This is a genomic window from Brevundimonas naejangsanensis, assembly GCF_003627995.1.
In the GTDB taxonomy this organism is placed as follows: domain Bacteria; phylum Pseudomonadota; class Alphaproteobacteria; order Caulobacterales; family Caulobacteraceae; genus Brevundimonas; species Brevundimonas naejangsanensis_B.
Window position 1 is genome coordinate 2,498,979 of record NZ_CP032707.1, and the last position, 17,146, is coordinate 2,516,124.

Here is a 17,146-nt window from a genome sequence, read left to right on the forward strand (position 1 = left end):
GCCGAACGGATTGTCAATGGGGCGCCCTGAACGAGCGCAGCCGCAGCGCATTGCCGAGGACGAAGACGCTCGACAGGGCCATGGCGCCGGCCGCGAAGACGGGCGACAGCAGGACGCCGTAGGCAGGGTAGAGAAGGCCTGCCGCGACCGGGACCAGGGCTGTGTTGTAGGCGAAGGCCCAGAACAGGTTCTGGCGAATATTGCCTATCGTCGCCTTGGACAGGGCGATCGCATTGGGCACGCCCTGCAGGCTGCCCGACATCAGGACCACGTCCGCTGCCTCGATGGCGATGTCGGTGCCCGAGCCGATAGCGAGGCCCACGTCAGCTTCGGCCAGGGCCGGAGCGTCGTTGATGCCGTCGCCGACGAAGGCGACCTTGCCGTATGCGGCCCTGAGGCGGCGAACCGCCTCTACCTTGCCGTCAGGCAGGACTTCGGCCACCACCTCGTCGATGCCCAGTCGGGCAGCAATGGCCCCTGCCGTGCGGGCGTTGTCGCCGGTGATCATCGCGACCTTGAGACCAAGGGCGTGCAGGGACTTGATGGCCGCGGGCGTGGCCGCCTTGATCGGGTCAGCGACGGCGATGATGGCCGCAAGCCTGCCGTCGATCGCGGCGTAGAGGGGCGACTTGCCTTCGTCTCCCAGACGCTCGGCGACCGAGGAGAACGCCGACACGTCAAGGCCGAGTTCGACCATGTAGCGGTCGGCGCCGATCTCGATGCGTTGTCCATCGACCATGGCTCTGACACCGAAGCCGGTGACGGATTCAAAATCCGAAATGGCCGGCAGGGTGAGGCCTTCCGCTGTGGACGCCTCAACGATGGCGCTGGCGATCGGGTGTTCCGACCTGGCCTCGACTGCGGCGACGAGGCGCAGAACGTTCAAGCGCTCGAAGCCGGCGGCCAACTCCAGATCGGTCAGGGAAGGCTTGCCCTCCGTCAGGGTGCCGGTTTTGTCGAGCGCCACGACCCTGGCGTCTTTCAGCAGCTGAAGGGCTTCGCCCTTGCGGAAAAGCACGCCGAGTTCTGCGCCGCGTCCGGTGCCCACCATGATGGAGGTCGGAGTCGCCAGACCCATGGCGCAGGGGCAGGCGATGATCAGGACGGCGACGGCGTTGACCAGGGCGAAGGTCAGAGCAGGCGAAGGGCCGAAGAAGAGCCAGGCCGCGAAGGTCAGCGCCGCGACGAGGAAGACCGCCGGCACGAACCACATGGTGACCTTGTCCACCAGAGCCTGGATCGGCAGCTTGGAGCCCTGGGCTTCCTCGACCATGCGGATGATCTGCGAGAGCACGGTGTCGCCGCCAACGGCCGTGGCGCGGTAGGCGATCGCGCCCTTCTGGTTGACGGTGCCGCCGACAACGACGCTGCCGGCCGATTTGGAAACCGGGATCGGCTCGCCGGTGATCATCGACTCGTCGACATAGCTGGCGCCTTCGATGACCTCGCCGTCGACAGGCAGACGTTCACCTGGGCGCACCTCGACGATGTCGCCCGAGACGACCGAGTCAATCGGGAGATCGATTGTCTGGCCGTCTTTGCGGACGCGCGCCGTCTTGGCCTGAAGTCCTGCCAGTCGCTTGATCGCCTCGGAGGTCCGCCCCTTGGCGCGAGCCTCGAGCAGGCGACCCAGAAGGATCAGCGTCACGATGACCGCGGCGGCTTCAAAATAGACGTTGATCGTGCCGGGCGGAAGTACGCCCGGCGTGAAGGTCGCGATCAGCGAATAGCCGTAGGCGGCCAGTGAACCGACCGCCACCAGCGAGTTCATGTCCGGAGCCAGACGCCACAGCGCCGGCAGCCCCTTGCTGTAGAAGCGGATGCCCGGAATGAAGAGGACCAGGGTCGTCAGGACGAACTGGATGTACCAGTTGTTCTGCATGCCGATCGTCGACTCGATGAGGCCATGCACGCCCGGAATGAGGTGCGATCCCATCTCCAGAAGGAAGACCGGCAAGGTGAGCGCCGCCGCGACGGTGAAGTCGCGGGTCAGTTCGCGGCGTTCCGCGTCCTTCTTGGCCGCGCGCGCGGCGTTCTCATCGCCACTGCTGGCGGACAGACCGACCAGTTTGGCCTCGTACCCCGCGTCCTTGACGGCGGAGATCAGGATCTTGGCGTCGACGCGTCCCTGGACCGTGGCGCGCTCTGTCGCCAGGTTGACGACCGCCTCCGTCACGCCGGGGATCGCTTTCAGGGCGCGCTCGATGCGACCGACGCAGGAGGCGCAGGTCATGCCTTCGATCGAAAGTTCAGTGGCGCCGGCTGAGCCTGAGGTCTCTTCCGGCACCGAATAGCCTGAATCTTCGACGGCTTTGACAAGCCTGGCGCGGGCGACGCCCGAATTCGTCGTGATGCTCGCCCGTTCCGTCGCCAGGTTGACCGAAACGGTTTCAACTCCGGGAACGGCCTTCAGCGCCCTTTCAATGCGACCGACGCAGGACGCGCAGGTCATGCCCTCGATGGGGAGCGATATCGCTCCGAAGAAGTCTGTTGCTCGAACGGGAGCATTCATAGCCGCCTCCTTTTCTCGTTCCTAATTTCAAGTTCGAACGGAGGTTGAGGCTTCCAACCATAGGAAGGTCAACACCAGTTTTTATGGATGCTTTGAGGCGGCGCCGCCGGCGGTTCGAATGGCCGAAAAGGTCGGATATGGGTCCTTTCAGACCTCAGGCCTTGCGGTCTACAAAAGCGCTATGCCGCCCGCCCGCAGCCAGACCCCCTCTCATGCAGATCGGCCGATCACCGTGGCCGTGCTGGGCTTCGACGGCGTGAATGCACTCGACCTTGTCGGCCCGCTCGAAACATTGTCAGAAGCCCGCGCTCATGGTGGTCCCGATTACCGAATTGATATCGTGGCGTTGAGCGGCCTGGAGTTTCGCTCGGAGTCCGGCGTCATCTTTCGCGCCGGGGGAAAGGCGTCATTGAACGCCTACTATGACACCATCATCGTTCCCGGTGGCGCCGGCCTGCGCGAACCGAGGAACCTGGACGCCGCCGCCGCCTGGTGCCGCAAACACTCCCAAACCGCCCGGCGGGTCGTGTCTGTTTGTACCGGCGCTTACGCTCTGGCTGCCGCGGGTTTGCTGGACGGACGGCGAGTGACCACGCACTGGCGATTTATGACAGATCTGGTCCGTCTCCATCCCGCCATCCGCCCTGAGCCTGGCGCGCTGTTTGTCAAGGACGGGCCGATCTATACGTCCGGGGGCATCACCGCTGGCATGGATCTGGCGCTCGCCTTGATCGAAGAGGACTGCACCTCACGCACCGCCCTTGCTGTGGCTCGGGAACTCGTGATGTTTCTCAAACGGCCGGGGGGGCAGACGCAGTTCTCCGAACCGCTGGCGATGCAGATGCGGGCGGGAGATCGGCTCGCCGATCTGGTCGTGGAAATGCGGTCAGCCCTGAAAAGCGACCTGAGGGCAGAGGTGCTCGCCGCCAAGGCGGGTATGAGCCCGCGCCACTTTTCTCGAGTGTTCACTCGGAAAATCGGGGAAACGCCGGCTAGGCACGTGGAGAGTCTCAGGATCGCCGCCGCGCGAGAGCGACTGGAAAGCAGTGACGACATGATTGCGACCATTGCAACCGACGTCGGCTTTGCGAGCGATGACGCCTTCGCGCGTGCATTTGAGCGGCGCCTCGGCGTTCGACCTGAGGCCTACCGGCAAAGATTCAAATTATGTCCGCCGAATGTCGGCAAAGTCCTGAAGGGATAGGGTTCAATGAGCATCTGGACGAGACGCGGGCTGGTGATCCAGGCCGGATTGGGAGCTGCCGCCGCAGGGGTGGCTGCCCCGGTTCTCGCTGACGAAAGACTGCCGCACCAGGCGCGGGGCTGGATCTGCGTGCCGTGCGGATGCGCTATGACCGGTTTGGTGTTCGACGCACCCGGAGAATGCCCCGCTTGCGGCATGACTTTGGTCGCCAATTCTGAGGACGGCGAGGGAGAAGCTCCCGACTGGCTCCCGCCGCAACTTGAAGTCGCCGTGCTGCACCAGCCTACCGCTTTTCCAGCTGAACGGCGACTGCATCTTGTCTATGAGGTCCACCTGCGCAACCACGGCCGCTCCGGCCTGCCGATCCGTGCAATCGAAGTGCACGATCCGGACCGGCTGGAGCTTGGTTCTCTGGCCCTGGTGAGCGGGCGTGACCTGGCTGGCCTTCTTGTGCCTTTGGGCCGGCGGGCTCTTGCGATTGGCGGGAGCGAAAGCAGAGTTTTGCCTGGAGGCGGGAGCGCTGTCGCCTTCCTGAGTTACAGTGTGGAGGCGGGACAGCCGGCGCCGGAGCGGGTGAGCCATCGTATCTTGCTGGAGGCAGGGACCGTCGCGGGTCCGACGGTCCGCGCCACAAGCACCGAGTTGAAAAGGCTGCTCCCGCCGGTGGGCGGGACAGGCTGGGTAGCCGACGGAGGGCCGGCGAAACCATCACATCACCGCTTCGGCCTGATTGTGTTCAACGGTGCGACGTGTCTGGCGCGGCGGTATGCGATCGACTGGAAGCGCTATTTGGAAGGCGCAACTTTCAGTGGAGACCCCGCCGATCCGCGATCCTATCACTGTTATGACCAGCCCGTGATGGCGGTGGCCGACGCCGTGGTGGCGCTTGCGGCGGACGGCTTCCCCGACAATGTTCCGCGGACGTCGGCAGGGTTTTCACCAGCGATTCCGGTCTCCCTCGACACAAGCGCGGGGAATATGGTCGTATTGGATTTGGGCGGCGGTCAGTACGCACACTATGCCCACCTCAAGCCCGGAAGCATCCGCGTGCGATCCGGAGACCGAGTGCGTCGCGGACAGATTTTGGGCCACATCGGCAATTCTGGCGACAGCCGCGAGCCCCATCTGCATTTTCATGTGAGCAACGGGCCCGAAATTCTCACGAGCGAGGGGCTGCCCTATGTGCTGGACGAATTCTGGGCTCATACGGCTCATGGTCGGGAGCACCGGCGAAGTGAGCTTCCTCTCGGCGGGGCGCGGATTGACTTCGCTAACTTCGACCGGTCGCAAGTTTAGACGGAGGAGCGGCTCTCTAGGCCCGGCGGGCGAGGCGGGTCTCGGTCTAGGATAGTTCTTGCGCCGGCAATGTGTGACGGTCCGCTTCCCCAGAGCCGCGTCCCCCTCCGCTTTCCGCCAGACCGGGCCGCCGCTTCGTCGCGGCGGCGGTCGCGCGATGCGAGCGCTCCCGATAGAAGCTTCGGCATCGCTGTTGCGTAGAGCGACGGCTCAGTAAGGAGCAGTTCGCCGAAATGTGGGAGAGCCGGCTTGAAGGCGCGTGTCTGCGCCGTCGCCGATCAGATCCGTTCGATCGCCACGGCCGTGGCTTCGCCGCCGCCAATGCACAGGGCGGCGACGCCGCGGGTCTCGCCGCGCCGCTCGAGGGCATGAAGGAGCGTGACTATCAGACGCGCGCCCGTCGCGCCGATGGGATGGCCCAGGGCGCAGGCGCCGCCGTGCACGTTCAGCCGCTCGCGCGGGACGCCCAACTCGGATTGGGCGGCCATGGCCACCACCGCGAACGCCTCGTTGATCTCGAACAGATCGACGTCCTCGACGCTCCAGTTCACGCGTTCCAACAGCTTACGGATCGCCGGGATCGGCGCGGTCGTGTACCAGGCTGGAGCCTGGGCGTGGGCGGCGTGGCCGCGAATTGCCGCCAGGACCGGCAGGCCCATGGCCTCGGCTCGCGAGCGTCGGGTCAGCACGACGGCGGCGGCGCCGTCCGCGTTGGCGGAGGCGCTGGCGGCGGTGATGGTCCCATCGGCCCGGAACGCAGGCTTCAGCAGAGGGATTTTCTGCGGCGACACCTTCAGCGGATGTTCGTCGTGCTCGACCACGATGCCGCCGACCGAAATCGGGGCGATCTCGGCCCGGAAGGCGCCTTCGGTCACGGCGGCGCGGGCCCGCTCCAGAGTCTCGGTCGCGTAGGCGTCCTGGGCTGCCCGGTCGAACCCAAACCGCTCTGCTGCGGCCTCGCCGAAGTCGCCCATTGGCCGGCCCGGCTCGTAGGCATCCTCTAGCCCGTCCAGCATCATATGATCGAAAACCCGGTCGTGGCCGGCCCGGTAACCGCCGCGCGCACGCTTCAGCAGGTAGGGGGCGTTCGACATCGACTCCATACCACCGGCCACCATAACCCCGGCCGAGCCAGCCAGGATCTGGTCATGGGCGAGCATGGTCGCCTTCATGCCCGAGCCGCAGACCTTGTTGATGGTCGTCGCGCCGACCCCGTCGGGCAGACCGGCCGCGCGCGCCGCTTGCCGGGCCGGGGCCTGGCCGTGGCCGGCCGGCAGCACGCAGCCCAGCAGAACTTCATCGACGTCGCTGAATTCCACGCCCGATCGGGCCAGGGCGGCGGAGAGCGCGTGGCTCCCGAGTTCAGGGGCGGAAAGGGGGGCTAGCGCTCCCATCTGCCGGCCTAGCGGGGTGCGCACCGCGGCGGCGATGACGACGGGATCGAGGTCCGGCATGGCGAGCGTCCTTTGTCCGGGGCCGCAGGGCGCCGGGAGGTGAAGGTTGAAGGAAGGAGGCGGGGGCGCGTTGACCCGTCAAAGCGGAAGCCATTGGAGGGGATGCCTTTGGCATCGGGGTGTCCGCCGTGGTCGCTTTCCCCAAATAGATCACGCCCGGCTGATCTGGTCGCGGCCCCACCGGCGCCATCCGCGTTTGGCGTAAAACCGCATCGCGGGAATGTTCTTTTCGGCGACGCTGAGGCGCGCGCCAGCGTTGCCCCGCTGGCGCAGCAGCGTCATCGCCTGGTCATCCAGAGCCGCCGCCAAGCCCGATCCGAGATGACGATGAGCGGATGGGGTCCGCCTGCGATCGCCGCCTTCGGCGCGAGTTGGGCGAACTGCGTGCTCAGCCCGACGGGTCGCGGCTTCGCACCGGGGGGGATAGAATAGGTCACGTGTATCGGCTTGTGCCCGGGGCCTGGCGCCAGCGCCTCGGCGACCCCGACCGGGCGCGCCGGGCGCGGGGCTGTTGCCACAACAAGACCGCCGAGCGCGATCACGGCCAACATCGCTAGCCCGGCGAGGCCCGCAAAAAATCTTCAGAACCAGTTTCATCACGCCCCCCGCCTAAGTCTGTTCACTGGCGGCAGGCTTCGCCACGGCGAAGATCACGGAAGCGTTCACGCCCCCGAACCCGAATCCGTTTGAAAGCCCGTAAACGGCCTGGGTGCGGCGAGCGTGGGCTCCGATGAGATCAAGCCCCTCGGCCGCCGCGTCGGGTCTCTGCAGGTTCAGCGTAGGCGGCAGTATCCCATCCCGAAGGGCGAGAATCGTGAAGACCGCCTCGAGCGCCCCTGCGGCGCCGAGAAGATGGCCAGTCGCCGATTTGGTCGAGGATATTGCGGGGCCGGCGCCTGATCCGAAGACCGCGCGGATCGCATTCAGCTCGCCCCGGTCCCCTACCGGAGTGGAGGTGGAATGAGCGTTCAGGTAACCGATCTGCTCCGGGGCGAGACCGGACTGCGCGAGCGCCATCCGCATGGCGCGCTGGGCGCCCTCTCCGTTCTCAGGCGCTGCGGTCACATGGTGGGCGTCCGCGCTTGTTCCATAGCCCAGGACCTCGGCCAGGATCGTCGCGCCGCGCGCCGTTGCGTGCTCCCAGGATTCGAGAACAAGGCAGGCAGCGCCTTCGCCCATGACAAAGCCGTCGCGGCCCTCGTCGAACGGTCGCGAGGCCGCCATGGGCGTATCGTTGTACTGGGTGCTGAGCGCGCGCGCCGCCGCGAAGCCCCCGAAACTGACCGTGTGAATGCAAGCTTCTGCACCACCAGCCACGATGACGTCCGCCTCGCCGGTGCGGATCAGGCGCGCTGCATCGCCAATCGCCTGAACGCTTGCGGCGCAGGCCGTCACCGGCGCTCCGAGCGGCCCTTTCAGACCATGACGGATTGAAACCTGCCCGGCGGCGAGATTCACCAGCAGGGAGGGGATGGTGAAAGGGGAGAGTCGCTTGACGCCCTGGTTGTCGGTGACGCGCGTCGCGTCCACGATCACCGGGAAACCGCCCACGCCTGAGGCGATGATGGTCCCCGTGCGCTGCCTCTCGCTTTCGGTCTGTGGCGACCACCCTGACTGGGCGATCGCCTCATCGGCGGCTGCGATAGCCAACTGGATGAAGCGATCCACACGGCGCTGTTCGCGATGAGGCATATAGCGGTCGGGATCGAAGCCGCCCTCGGGATCCTCGTTGATGCTTGGGACCATAGCCCCGACCTTGCAGGCAAGATCGGCGACGATCGCCTCGGGAAGGCGACGCAGGCCGGAGCGTCCGGCAATAAGGCGGGACCAGGCCAGCTCCGTTCCGCAGCCCAGCGGCGAAACGACGCCGAGCCCAGTGATGACTACGCGATGCATGAGGCCGTCTCCAGGTTGACCGATCGTGGGCAGGTTTCGGGTGAAGCCCGTCTTGACGGGGCGGCCGACCATCCGCCCCCCAGCACGCGAAACAAGCGGACTGTCGCGCGTGAGGCGTCGGCGCGTGCTGCCGCGGCGGCGTCCTCTACTTCGAGAAGGCGGCGTTTAGCATCCAGAGCGTCCCTGAGGCTCAGGCCGCCCAGATCATAGGCAGTCCGCGCGGTCGCGCTGGCTCGCGCCAGCGCGGCTTGGCTTTCAGTCGCCTCCAGAGCGTGCCTGTTGCCCCGCGCGAGACGGGAGAAGCCGTCCTCGGCTTCTGATGCGGCGCGCAGGACCGTCCAGCGGTAGGCGGCGGCGGCCTCGCGCGTTCGGCCTTGCGCAATATCCACCCCGCCGCGCGCCGCGCCGAAGTCGAGCAGACGTCCCGACAGCCCGGCCGAACCCGCGATCTGCAGCGTGTCCTCGGATATGAGTCCGGACAGTCCCGAAGAAAGGAACCCCGCCAGGCCCTGGATCGTGAGGCGGGGGTAATAGGCCGTGACGGCTTCGGTGAGGCGGGCGTCCGCCGCCGCCAGTCGGTTCTCGGCCGCGACGATGTCGGGCCTGCGAATCAGTAGGGCGGCGGGCTCGTCGTCGGTTGTGACCGCAAGCGCAGGCGGAATGACGCCCCCGCCGAGAATGGTCGCAGCATGGCCCGGCGCGCGTCCGGACAGCAGGTCGATGCGATTGAACGCTTCGTCGCGTCCGGCTTCGATCAGCGGAAGCAGCGCCCTCGACGCCGAGGCGTCGGCACGGGCCTTCTCCAGTTCCAGGCGGGAGGCGGCGCCTTCCTCATGGCGCAGGGCGATCAATTCGAGCACTTCGTCGGAGGTGCGCGCCCGCGCTTGCGCGATTGCTACGCGCGTCTGAAGTTCGCGGGCGGTGATGTAGGCGCTCGCGATCTCTGCGGCGACGCTGAGACGTGCGCCTTCAACGTCGATCGCCGCAGCCCTCTGGTCCGATACAGCCGCGCGCCGCGCAACTGACAATCTGCCAAAGAGATCCAATTCCCAGGACGCCGCAGCATCCAGTCCATAGAGGTCGCGGTTTCTGTCGTAGTCAGGAGACGCCGACGCGATCCGCGCCAAGGGATCTTCCAGGGACTGTCGCCCAGCCGATCCGGATGCGCTGAACGTGGCGGATGGCAGGTGGTTGGAGGTCGCGATCCGCGACGCCCCGGCGGCCTGCTGCAGCCGGGCCGCGGCCGCCTCTATATCGAGATTGCCGAGCAGGGCTCCCTCGACGACACGATCGAGAACGGGGTCGCCGAAAGCGCGCCACCAGTCCGGTTCGAGGCGGGCTGGCCGTAAACCGCCAGCTTCAACTGTCGCAGCGGCGAACGTCCTGGGCAGATCCACAAGCGGCGTGGGGGACGACTGGCTCGCGCAGGCTGGCAGCGATATCGTGGCCAGCAGGATGGCAGGTAGAGGCGCCCTCATGGCGAAATTCCTTGCTCATAATAAAATGATGGAATATATTATTTTTCATGGATAGCAAGACGCACCGCCCAGAGCTCGGCGTGAAACGTCCCGGGCGCCCGGCTGTAGATCGGCGAGAAGAGATTCTTGACGCGGCGCAGCGCCTTTACGAACAGATCGGGTTCGAGAAGACCACGATGGGCGACGTGGCTCGCGAGCTGGGCATGTCGCCTGCCAATCTGTATCGAAGCTTTCCGAACCGGCAGGCGATCGACGAAGCGATCGCCGGCCGGAGCCTCTCGAGCATTGAGGACAGGGCCTGGATCGAGGCGCGTGCGGTGCGGCCGGCGAGCGAGGCCCTTCCGGCCTTAAGTCGCGCTGTGCTGGAAGAAATGATGTTGCGCCTGTTCAGCCAGCAACGAATGCATCATCTATGCGCGGTCGCCGCGCGCGAGCAGTGGCCCGTCGTCAAGACCTATATGCAGGGGCTGAGAGGCGCGGTGCGCCACGTCATCATGGAGGGGCAGCGGTCGGGTGAACTGATCCAGGCTGACCCGGAGCGGCTGGCCGACACAGTATGCGCCGCCCTCACGAGGGTGTGGCATCCGCAGATGGTCGAAGCTTTCGTGCACGAGGGCCTGGCGGACACAAGCGATCGGCTTTGCGAGCTGATCCTGTCCGGCCTGAAAAAGTGATATAAATTGTCATTTTTCATCTTTTAATGCGGCGAAGATGGCGATAGGGGAGCGAGAAAGCAACGCTCTCTCAGGCTCGCCATGTCAAGAATTCGTCTCGCCGCACCAGCAGTTCTCGGGGCGCTTGCGCTCGTGGCCTGCAGGTCCGAAGTGCCGGCGGCCGACGCGCGACCGCTCGTTCGAACAGCTCTGGTCGGCGAGGCCGACGCCGCGGTCCTTCGCTACACCGGCGTCGTTCGCCCCCGGACGGAAAGCGACCTGGGTTTCCGCGTCGGCGGCAAGGTCGTTCAGCGCCTCGTTGATCCTGGTCAGCGCGTTCGGCGCGGACAGGTTCTGATGCGCATCGACGCGACCGACCTGCAGCTGGAGGCCAGCGCGTCGCGCGATCAGTTGCGATCCGCCGAAGCTCGGGCGGCTCAAGCTGTCGCGGAGGAAACGCGTCAGCGCCGGCTGCTCGACGCGGGCGCTGTGTCTCGGTCCGCCTATGACGCCGCTCTGGCTGCCTCGGAATCGGCCCAGGCGGCCGTCGCGGCAACCCGTGCAAGCGCGCGTCGGGCGGGCAATCAAGCCGGCTACGGCTCTCTGCTAGCGGATGCCGACGGCATCGTCACCGACGTCCTGGCGCAGCCGGGGCAGGTGATCGCGCCCGGCGAGGTGGTCCTCCGACTGGCGCGTGCCGGCAATCGTGAGGCTGCGATCGCGGTGCCGGAAACACAGCTCGCCACCCTGCCGCGAAACGGTCGCGCCTATCTGTACGGCTCAACCACGCCGATCCTCGCCCAGCTTCGCGAGGTCGCGGGTGTCGCTGACCCCCTGACGCGGACGTTCGACGTCCGCTTCGTCCTCAGCCAGTCCGAACTGCCGCTGGGATCGACCGTGACGGTCGAGCTGCCCCGCGCGACGTCGGCTGAGATCCAGGCGCCGCTGACGGCGCTCCACGATCCGGGCTCGGGTCCCGGTGTCTGGGTGGTGCAGAACAACAAGGTCCGCTTCCGGCCGGTCCGGGTCGCCCGACTGGGCGAAGAAACTGCGTCGATCGCCAGCAGCTCGCTCCTGGCCGGGGAGCGGATCGTGATCTTGGGGGCCAATCGGCTCCGCGAAGGCCAAGCTGTCCGCCTGGCGGCTCCAAGCAGGGCGGTGCGTCCGTGAAGATTCCCAATCTTTCGGCGGCGGGCGTCCGTCACCCTTCGGTCACCCTGTTCCTGATTCTGGCCGTGCTCGCGGCGGGGGCCTTCGCCTTCTTGAAACTGGGACGTGCAGAGGATCCGGGTTTCACCATCAAGGCGATGACCGTCACCGCCGTCTGGCCGGGCGCGACAGCGGAAGAGATGCAGAACCAGGTCGCCGACCGTCTTGAAAAGCGGCTGCAGGAACTTCGCTACTATGACCGCGTGGAGACGCTCGCGCGGCCCGGCGTCGTGACCATGACACTGGCGCTGCTGAATTCCACGCCGCCCGGCTCCGTTCAGGATGAGTTCTATCAGGCTCGCAAAAAGCTTCAGGACGAGGCCGTCAACCTGCCGCGCGGCGTGATCGGCCCCATCATCAATGACGAATACTCCGACGTCTATTACGCCCTGTTCGCTCTGCAGGCCGAGGGGATGCCGCACCGTGAACTGGTCCAGGAGGCGGAGATTCTGCGCGAGCGACTGCTTCAGGTCGAGGGCGTCAAGAAGGTCGCCGTCATCGGCGAACAGCCTCAGCGCATCTTCGTCGAACTGTCGAACCGCAGGCTCGCCACGCTCGGCGTCACACCCGACCGCATCATCGGGGCCCTGGCCCGCCAGAACCTGCTGACCGGCGACGCTACGGTCCAGACGGGCTCCCAGTCGGTCAACATCCGGTTTGGCGGCGCCTTCGACGGCGTCGAGGCGGTGCGCAATACGCCTGTCGCCATCGATGGGCGCAGCTTTAGGCTGGGCGATATCGCTGAGGTCAGGCGCGGCCATGCCGATCCGGCGGCCTATCTGGTCCGGCACGACGGTGCGCCGGCCATCATGCTGGGCGTGGTGATGCGCGAACGCTGGAACGGCACCGTGCTCGGCGGGGCGCTGGCCCGCGAGGTCGCCGCCATCCGCGCGGAACTGCCTGTGGGCATGACGATAACGCAGACGGCTGATCAGTCGAAGAATATCGCCCACGCCTACAACGAGTTCATGCTGAAATTCGCCATGGCGTTGGGCGTGGTCATGATCGTCAGCCTGCTCGCTCTCGGATTCCGGGTCGGTCTGGTGGTCGCCGCCGCTGTGCCGCTCACCCTGTCGGCCGTCTTTGTCATCATGCTGATGACGGGCCGGGACTTCGATCGCATCACCCTGGGCGCATTGATCCTGTCGCTCGGCCTGTTGGTCGACGACGCCATCATCGCCATCGAGATGATGGTGGTGAAGATGCAGGAAGGGATGCACAGAACCGCTGCTGCAACCTTTGCCTGGGGGGCGACCGCCGCGCCCATGCTCACCGGCACTCTCGTGACCGTGATCGGCTTCCTGCCCGTCGGCTTCGCCCAATCAACGGCCGGAGAATACGCCGGCGACATCTTCTGGATCGTCGCCTTCGCCCTGCTCGTATCCTGGGTCGTGGCGGTCTACTTCACCCCCTATCTCGGCGTGAAATTGCTTCCGAAGATCAAGGTGGAGGAGGGCGGTCACGACGCCCTCTACGCCACCAGGCGCTATGACCGGTTCAGGGGGTGGGTCCGCCGGGCCGTCGCCAGCCGGGGCAAGGTGTCTCTGGCCGTCGTGGCGGCCCTGGTCATCGCGGGCGGACTGATGGCGGTCGTCGTGCCCAAGCAGTTCTTCCCAAACTCCGACCGGCCCGAACTCCTGGTCGAGGTGGCGATGCCGAAGGGCACGAGCATTCGTGCAACCGAGGCTCTGGTCGCCCGCATTGAAACCGATATCCGCCGCCACGACGAGGCGTTGTACGTCGACTCCTATGTCGGGGCCGGCGCCCCCCGCTTCTTCCTGTCAGCCAATCCTGAATCGCCGGACCCGTCATTCGCCAAGATGGTCATCCTGACCGAGGGTCGCGAGGACCGCGACGAACTGCGCCGGCTCATAGCCGAGCGCATTGAAGCCGGCGCCTATCCGGAGGCTCGGGTTCGTCTTTCCACCCTGCTGTTCGGGCCGCCGGTGCCCTATCCCGTCGCCTTCCGCGTTTCCGGTCCCGATCCCGACAAGCTGCGTCAGATCGCGGCCCGGACCGCCGACATCGTCAGGGCCGACCCTCGCACTGTCGGGGTGCATGCAGACTGGGGCGAACGCGCTCCCAGCGTACGGCTCGAGTTCGACGAGGTGCGCCTGAGGCTTCTTGGCCTCGACCCCGCCAGCGTGTCGCAGCAGGTTGGCGCCCTTATGTCCGGCGTCACCGTTTCTCAGATGCGAACCGATAATCGCACGGTCAATGTCGTCGTTCGCGCCGATCAGGAGGACCGCAGGAATCTCGACGGGCTCGATAGCTTGGTCATCACCACGGCGGATGGGCGGCCGGTCCCGCTCAGCGGCGTCGCCCGGCTGACGCCGAGCTTCGAGGATCCGATCCTGATGCGGCGCGATCGACGGCCGACGATTACAGTGCGGACCGACATCGTGGGCCATGTCCAGCCGCCGGTCGTAACGGCTGCCATTCTCTCCAGACTCAAGGATCTGAAGGCCAGCCTGCCGGAAGGCTATGAGATCACAACAGCGGGCTCAGTCGAGGAATCGGCCAAGGCCAGCGCCGCCCTGGCGCCGCTCTTCCCGCCGATGATCATCCTGATGCTGACCGTCATCATGCTCCAGACACGGTCATTCAGGATGACCGGCCTGGTGTTCGCCACCGCCCCCTGGGCCTGATCGGCGCCGTTCCGGCTTTGATGATCACCGGCACGCCTTTCGGCTTCAACGCTATTTTGGGCCTTATCGGTCTGGCCGGGATCCTGATGCGCAACACTCTGATCCTGGTCGATCAGATCGAGGCCGAACGTGCGCGGGGGCTGGATGAGGTCGAGGCCGTGGTCGAGGCGACCGTCCGCCGTGCTCGACCGGTTCTGCTCACCGCGCTGGCTGCTGTGCTCGCCTTCCTGCCCCTGACGCTGTCGACCTTCTGGGGGGCGCTTGCCGTGGTTCTCATCGGCGGCACCCTGGTCGGAACCTTGCTGACGCTCTTCTTCCTGCCGGCGCTGTACGTCCTCTGGTTCGTCCGGCGACCTTCGACCGAACCCTCAACAGCGAAGCACCTGGTCGCGCAAGACGGATCGATATTAGGAAGCAGCGCCACGTAGCAGCGCCATCAGTTTTTGTAATGAGGATTCAACAGCTCAATATAGGGACTAAATCATGAATAGAATTGGTTTGGCTTGTGCCGCATCCGTGGCTTTGTTGTTCTCAACGCCAGCTGCCGCTGCAGAAACCGTACGGGAGTTCCTGGCGACTGCCGACAGCATTCCCAGAAATCCAACCGCGCTCCTGCATCCGGGGATGCGACATCTCCTCAAACAATTGCGGGGATCAATGGCCGAAATTCGCGCAGAACAGGCGGGCCTGGTCGCTCGTGGGCAGCCCCGGACGATCTGCTTGCCCGAGAAGGTCCCCGTGACAGACCGCTCGATCACGGAACGTTTCGAAGCAATCCCCGAAAGCCGCCGGGGGATGTCTGTCACCCAGGCCGTGCGCGAGTGGATGGCTGAACGCTATCCCTGCTGAGACGAGCCAACTCAGGTCAATCTCGAGTGGGCGATGACCCGGTCCCTAATAGGGCGCCGGGTCTCTCCTTTGGACAGGGCGCGATCGGATAGACAAGGATGACCGCCCCACAACGAAGCAGCGGCCAACCAAACCGCGAGGGTTCAACTGTGAATAAAAATATGCTTGCGCCGCAGCTTGCCGTCTTGGCGGCAGCTACTGTCCTGTGCTCCTTAACATCCGCGGACCTCGTCAAGGCTGAGGCCCCAAGAGGCTCTCTGGATAAGGTCGTTCAGGAAGCCCCGCAGAGCGCGTCGCTGACGACGACCCCGCCCGTCGCTGGCGCCGCCTTACGCGCGTACCTGCGAGACACCTACCCCTCTTTTGCTTATGTAGAGCGATACCGTAGCGCCTATCCGGAAGAAGTTCAGGGCTCGAATGCTCTTTGGTCAGACGAGGCGCCTCCACCCGCATCTACCGCAGAAGATCTCGTATTTGCGCTATCAGGTCTTCAAGACTATCACGTTTCGTTAAAAGGTCCCGGAGCGGGAAGAACTGAAACCTTGGGCGTATTGTTTCGTACGTCCAGCGACAATCAGATGATTGTCTGGCGCCTGTTCGACATGAGCGCCGCTTCCGTCCAGTCAGGCGACGTCGTGTTGTCTGTTAACGATATGCCGGCGGCGGCTTGGCTTGATCGCGTTCAGGCGGTTACTTTCGGCGGGAACCGCCGGTCGAGAGCGGCCCAGGCCGCATTCAATCTAGGCATGGGCACACGCGCGACCCATGAGATCCAGGGCATCGGTGAAACGGTGTCTTTGACGGTGCAGACCGGAGAAAGCGCGCCGCGTAAAGTCACGCTCCACTATCAGCCCATGACGGAGGAGCGCGCCGCGGCGATGGTGGAAGCGGTCGAGCAGCGCGACTTGCCACGCATTTTTTCCGCCGCCGACATGCGCATTGGCACTGTCCGGCTGGGGCTTTTTGCTCCGCAGTTCGACGCCGCGTTCAACGAAGCCAATGCGCTGGCGGAGTCGGCGCCGGGCGTCAGTGAAGAACAGGCGATGATCGCCGGTTTTTGCGCTGTAGTTCGAAACTTCATTGCAGAGTTTGACGCTGTCGCCGCCGAGGCGGATCTGATGGTCGTGGATTTGCGCGGAAACATGGGCGGTTTCGGCCGTATAGCGAAGCTGCTCGCCACCGCGATGACGTCAGCTTCGATCCCGACGTTTGACGTATTTCCTTCCGGCAAACCGGGGGTCCTGAAGCTTGTGGCGCAACCGGACGATCCTGCATGCGGGCACGTCGTGAGCCGGAAACCCATCGTGGTCATGACGGATGCGGGGACGCGATCTGCAGGGGAGCACATGGCGGCGTGGTTGTGGGCAGGCAAGGCGATGCTTGTTGGCGAACGCACGATTGGCGCAGGTGGCGGCCTTGAAGCCGGCTCTAAAGGATATGCTTTGCCGAACTCAGATTTCAGCATCAGCGCGAGCGAAAGCTTCGCATTTTTCGACCCGGACAGCGAACTGAAGACGGGAGAAACAGACGAAATGGCGCTGATTGAACTAGTCGCCGCTGATCGTTTCGCGCCCAGTCGTGAGCGCCCGTTTGCGACCCAGGCTGTTGGCATGCGACCTGATGTAGAAAGCGAAAGCACGCTGGCCGATTTGCGCGACGGCGGACAGGCTCAGATCGTGCGAGCAATCAATGCTCTCCACGAACAAGGGCTGCTTTCCTTGCCGATTAGCCGTTAGTTTGTGGCAGTTGCGCTTGGGCCAAGACTTTGTCCGGTTGCCTGTCATGGCAGGTGCGTTGGTGTGGAGTGTGGTTGGTTGTACATCTTACCGCTGCCGAGGAAGCGGCGGCGGACGCCGCAGCCGACGCGGCGGCGAGTAAGGCAACGCCGATGACGGCCCGGCCGTCACTACCGCCGCTTCCACGCCCACGACGCCCGCGTCCGCGCTT

Annotated in this window: 11 protein-coding genes and 1 pseudogene; 7 read left to right on the forward strand and 5 right to left on the reverse strand. The window is 65.4% G+C overall.

Features of this window, described 5'->3' with window-relative positions:
• Nucleotides 1–13 precede the first annotated feature (13 nt).
• Nucleotides 14–2,512, reverse strand: a complete 2,499-nt coding sequence (locus tag D8I30_RS11760) for a heavy metal translocating P-type ATPase (RefSeq protein ID WP_121482909.1) — start codon at nt 2,510–2,512, stop codon at nt 14–16.
• Between the two features lie 118 nt (nt 2,513–2,630).
• Here D8I30_RS11760 and D8I30_RS11765 point away from each other — a divergent pair, with 118 nt between their 5' ends.
• Nucleotides 2,631–3,716: a GlxA family transcriptional regulator gene (locus D8I30_RS11765; protein ID WP_205570711.1), complete on the forward strand. Its 1,086-nt coding sequence runs from the start codon at nt 2,631–2,633 to the stop codon at nt 3,714–3,716.
• 6 nt (nt 3,717–3,722) lie between these two features.
• The gene (locus tag D8I30_RS11770) at nt 3,723–5,012 is read left to right on the forward strand and encodes a peptidoglycan DD-metalloendopeptidase family protein (RefSeq protein WP_121482910.1); all 1,290 of its coding nucleotides are present in this window, start codon (nt 3,723–3,725) and stop codon (nt 5,010–5,012) included.
• A gap of 278 nt (nt 5,013–5,290) precedes the next feature.
• On the opposite strand, the gene D8I30_RS11775 is transcribed toward D8I30_RS11770, so the two are convergent.
• From D8I30_RS11775 to D8I30_RS11785, 4 genes are all read right to left on the reverse strand, one after another.
• Nucleotides 5,291–6,466 (reverse strand): acetyl-CoA C-acyltransferase, encoded by a 1,176-nt coding sequence (locus D8I30_RS11775; protein ID WP_121482911.1) that lies wholly within the window; start codon nt 6,464–6,466, stop codon nt 5,291–5,293.
• Nucleotides 6,467–6,616: 150 nt separating this feature from the next.
• Entirely contained in the window at nt 6,617–6,775 is a 159-nt protein-coding gene (locus D8I30_RS14495) for a hypothetical protein (RefSeq protein WP_162938894.1), read from the reverse strand.
• Nucleotides 6,776–7,075: 300 nt separating this feature from the next.
• Nucleotides 7,076–8,362 (reverse strand): beta-ketoacyl-ACP synthase II, encoded by a 1,287-nt coding sequence (gene fabF, locus D8I30_RS11780; protein WP_121482912.1) that lies wholly within the window; start codon nt 8,360–8,362, stop codon nt 7,076–7,078.
• Nucleotides 8,350–9,840, reverse strand: coding sequence for an efflux transporter outer membrane subunit (locus tag D8I30_RS11785; RefSeq protein ID WP_121482913.1), 1,491 nt, complete (start codon nt 9,838–9,840; stop codon nt 8,350–8,352). The genes fabF and D8I30_RS11785 overlap by 13 nt, the downstream gene beginning before the upstream one ends.
• Nucleotides 9,841–9,887: 47 nt before the next feature.
• Between D8I30_RS11785 and D8I30_RS11790 the strand changes: the two genes are divergently transcribed.
• The 5 genes and pseudogenes from D8I30_RS11790 (at nt 9,888) to D8I30_RS11810 (ending at nt 16,935) form a co-directional block, all read left to right on the forward strand.
• Complete coding sequence (locus D8I30_RS11790; RefSeq protein ID WP_121482914.1) at nt 9,888–10,514, forward strand: TetR/AcrR family transcriptional regulator; 627 nt, start codon at nt 9,888–9,890, stop codon at nt 10,512–10,514.
• Between the two features lie 81 nt (nt 10,515–10,595).
• Nucleotides 10,596–11,663 carry an efflux RND transporter periplasmic adaptor subunit gene (locus tag D8I30_RS11795; protein ID WP_121482915.1) on the forward strand — a complete coding sequence of 356 codons (1,068 nt, stop codon included), beginning with the start codon at nt 10,596–10,598 and terminating at the stop codon, nt 11,661–11,663.
• 65 nt (nt 11,664–11,728) lie between these two features.
• Nucleotides 11,729–14,778 (forward strand): annotated as a pseudogene (locus tag D8I30_RS11800) (efflux RND transporter permease subunit).
• A gap of 55 nt (nt 14,779–14,833) precedes the next feature.
• Nucleotides 14,834–15,199: a hypothetical protein gene (locus D8I30_RS11805; RefSeq protein ID WP_121482916.1), complete on the forward strand. Its 366-nt coding sequence runs from the start codon at nt 14,834–14,836 to the stop codon at nt 15,197–15,199.
• 98 nt (nt 15,200–15,297) lie between these two features.
• On the forward strand, nt 15,298–16,935 hold the full coding sequence (locus D8I30_RS11810) for a S41 family peptidase (RefSeq protein WP_121482917.1): 1,638 nt from the start codon (nt 15,298–15,300) through the stop codon (nt 16,933–16,935).
• Nucleotides 16,936–17,146 lie beyond the last annotated feature (211 nt).

Coding starts and splice junctions, on each gene's coding strand:
- D8I30_RS11760 (WP_121482909.1), bottom strand. CDS start 2,512: ATGAATGCTCCCGTTCGAGCAACAGACTTCTTCGGAGCGATATCGCTC.
- D8I30_RS11765 (WP_205570711.1), top strand. CDS start 2,631: ATGGCCGAAAAGGTCGGATATGGGTCCTTTCAGACCTCAGGCCTTGCG.
- D8I30_RS11770 (WP_121482910.1), top strand. CDS start 3,723: ATGAGCATCTGGACGAGACGCGGGCTGGTGATCCAGGCCGGATTGGGA.
- D8I30_RS11775 (WP_121482911.1), bottom strand. CDS start 6,466: ATGCCGGACCTCGATCCCGTCGTCATCGCCGCCGCGGTGCGCACCCCG.
- fabF (WP_121482912.1), bottom strand. CDS start 8,362: ATGCATCGCGTAGTCATCACTGGGCTCGGCGTCGTTTCGCCGCTGGGC.
- D8I30_RS11785 (WP_121482913.1), bottom strand. CDS start 9,840: ATGAGGGCGCCTCTACCTGCCATCCTGCTGGCCACGATATCGCTGCCA.
- D8I30_RS11790 (WP_121482914.1), top strand. CDS start 9,888: ATGGATAGCAAGACGCACCGCCCAGAGCTCGGCGTGAAACGTCCCGGG.
- D8I30_RS11795 (WP_121482915.1), top strand. CDS start 10,596: ATGTCAAGAATTCGTCTCGCCGCACCAGCAGTTCTCGGGGCGCTTGCG.
- D8I30_RS11805 (WP_121482916.1), top strand. CDS start 14,834: ATGAATAGAATTGGTTTGGCTTGTGCCGCATCCGTGGCTTTGTTGTTC.
- D8I30_RS11810 (WP_121482917.1), top strand. CDS start 15,298: ATGACCGCCCCACAACGAAGCAGCGGCCAACCAAACCGCGAGGGTTCA.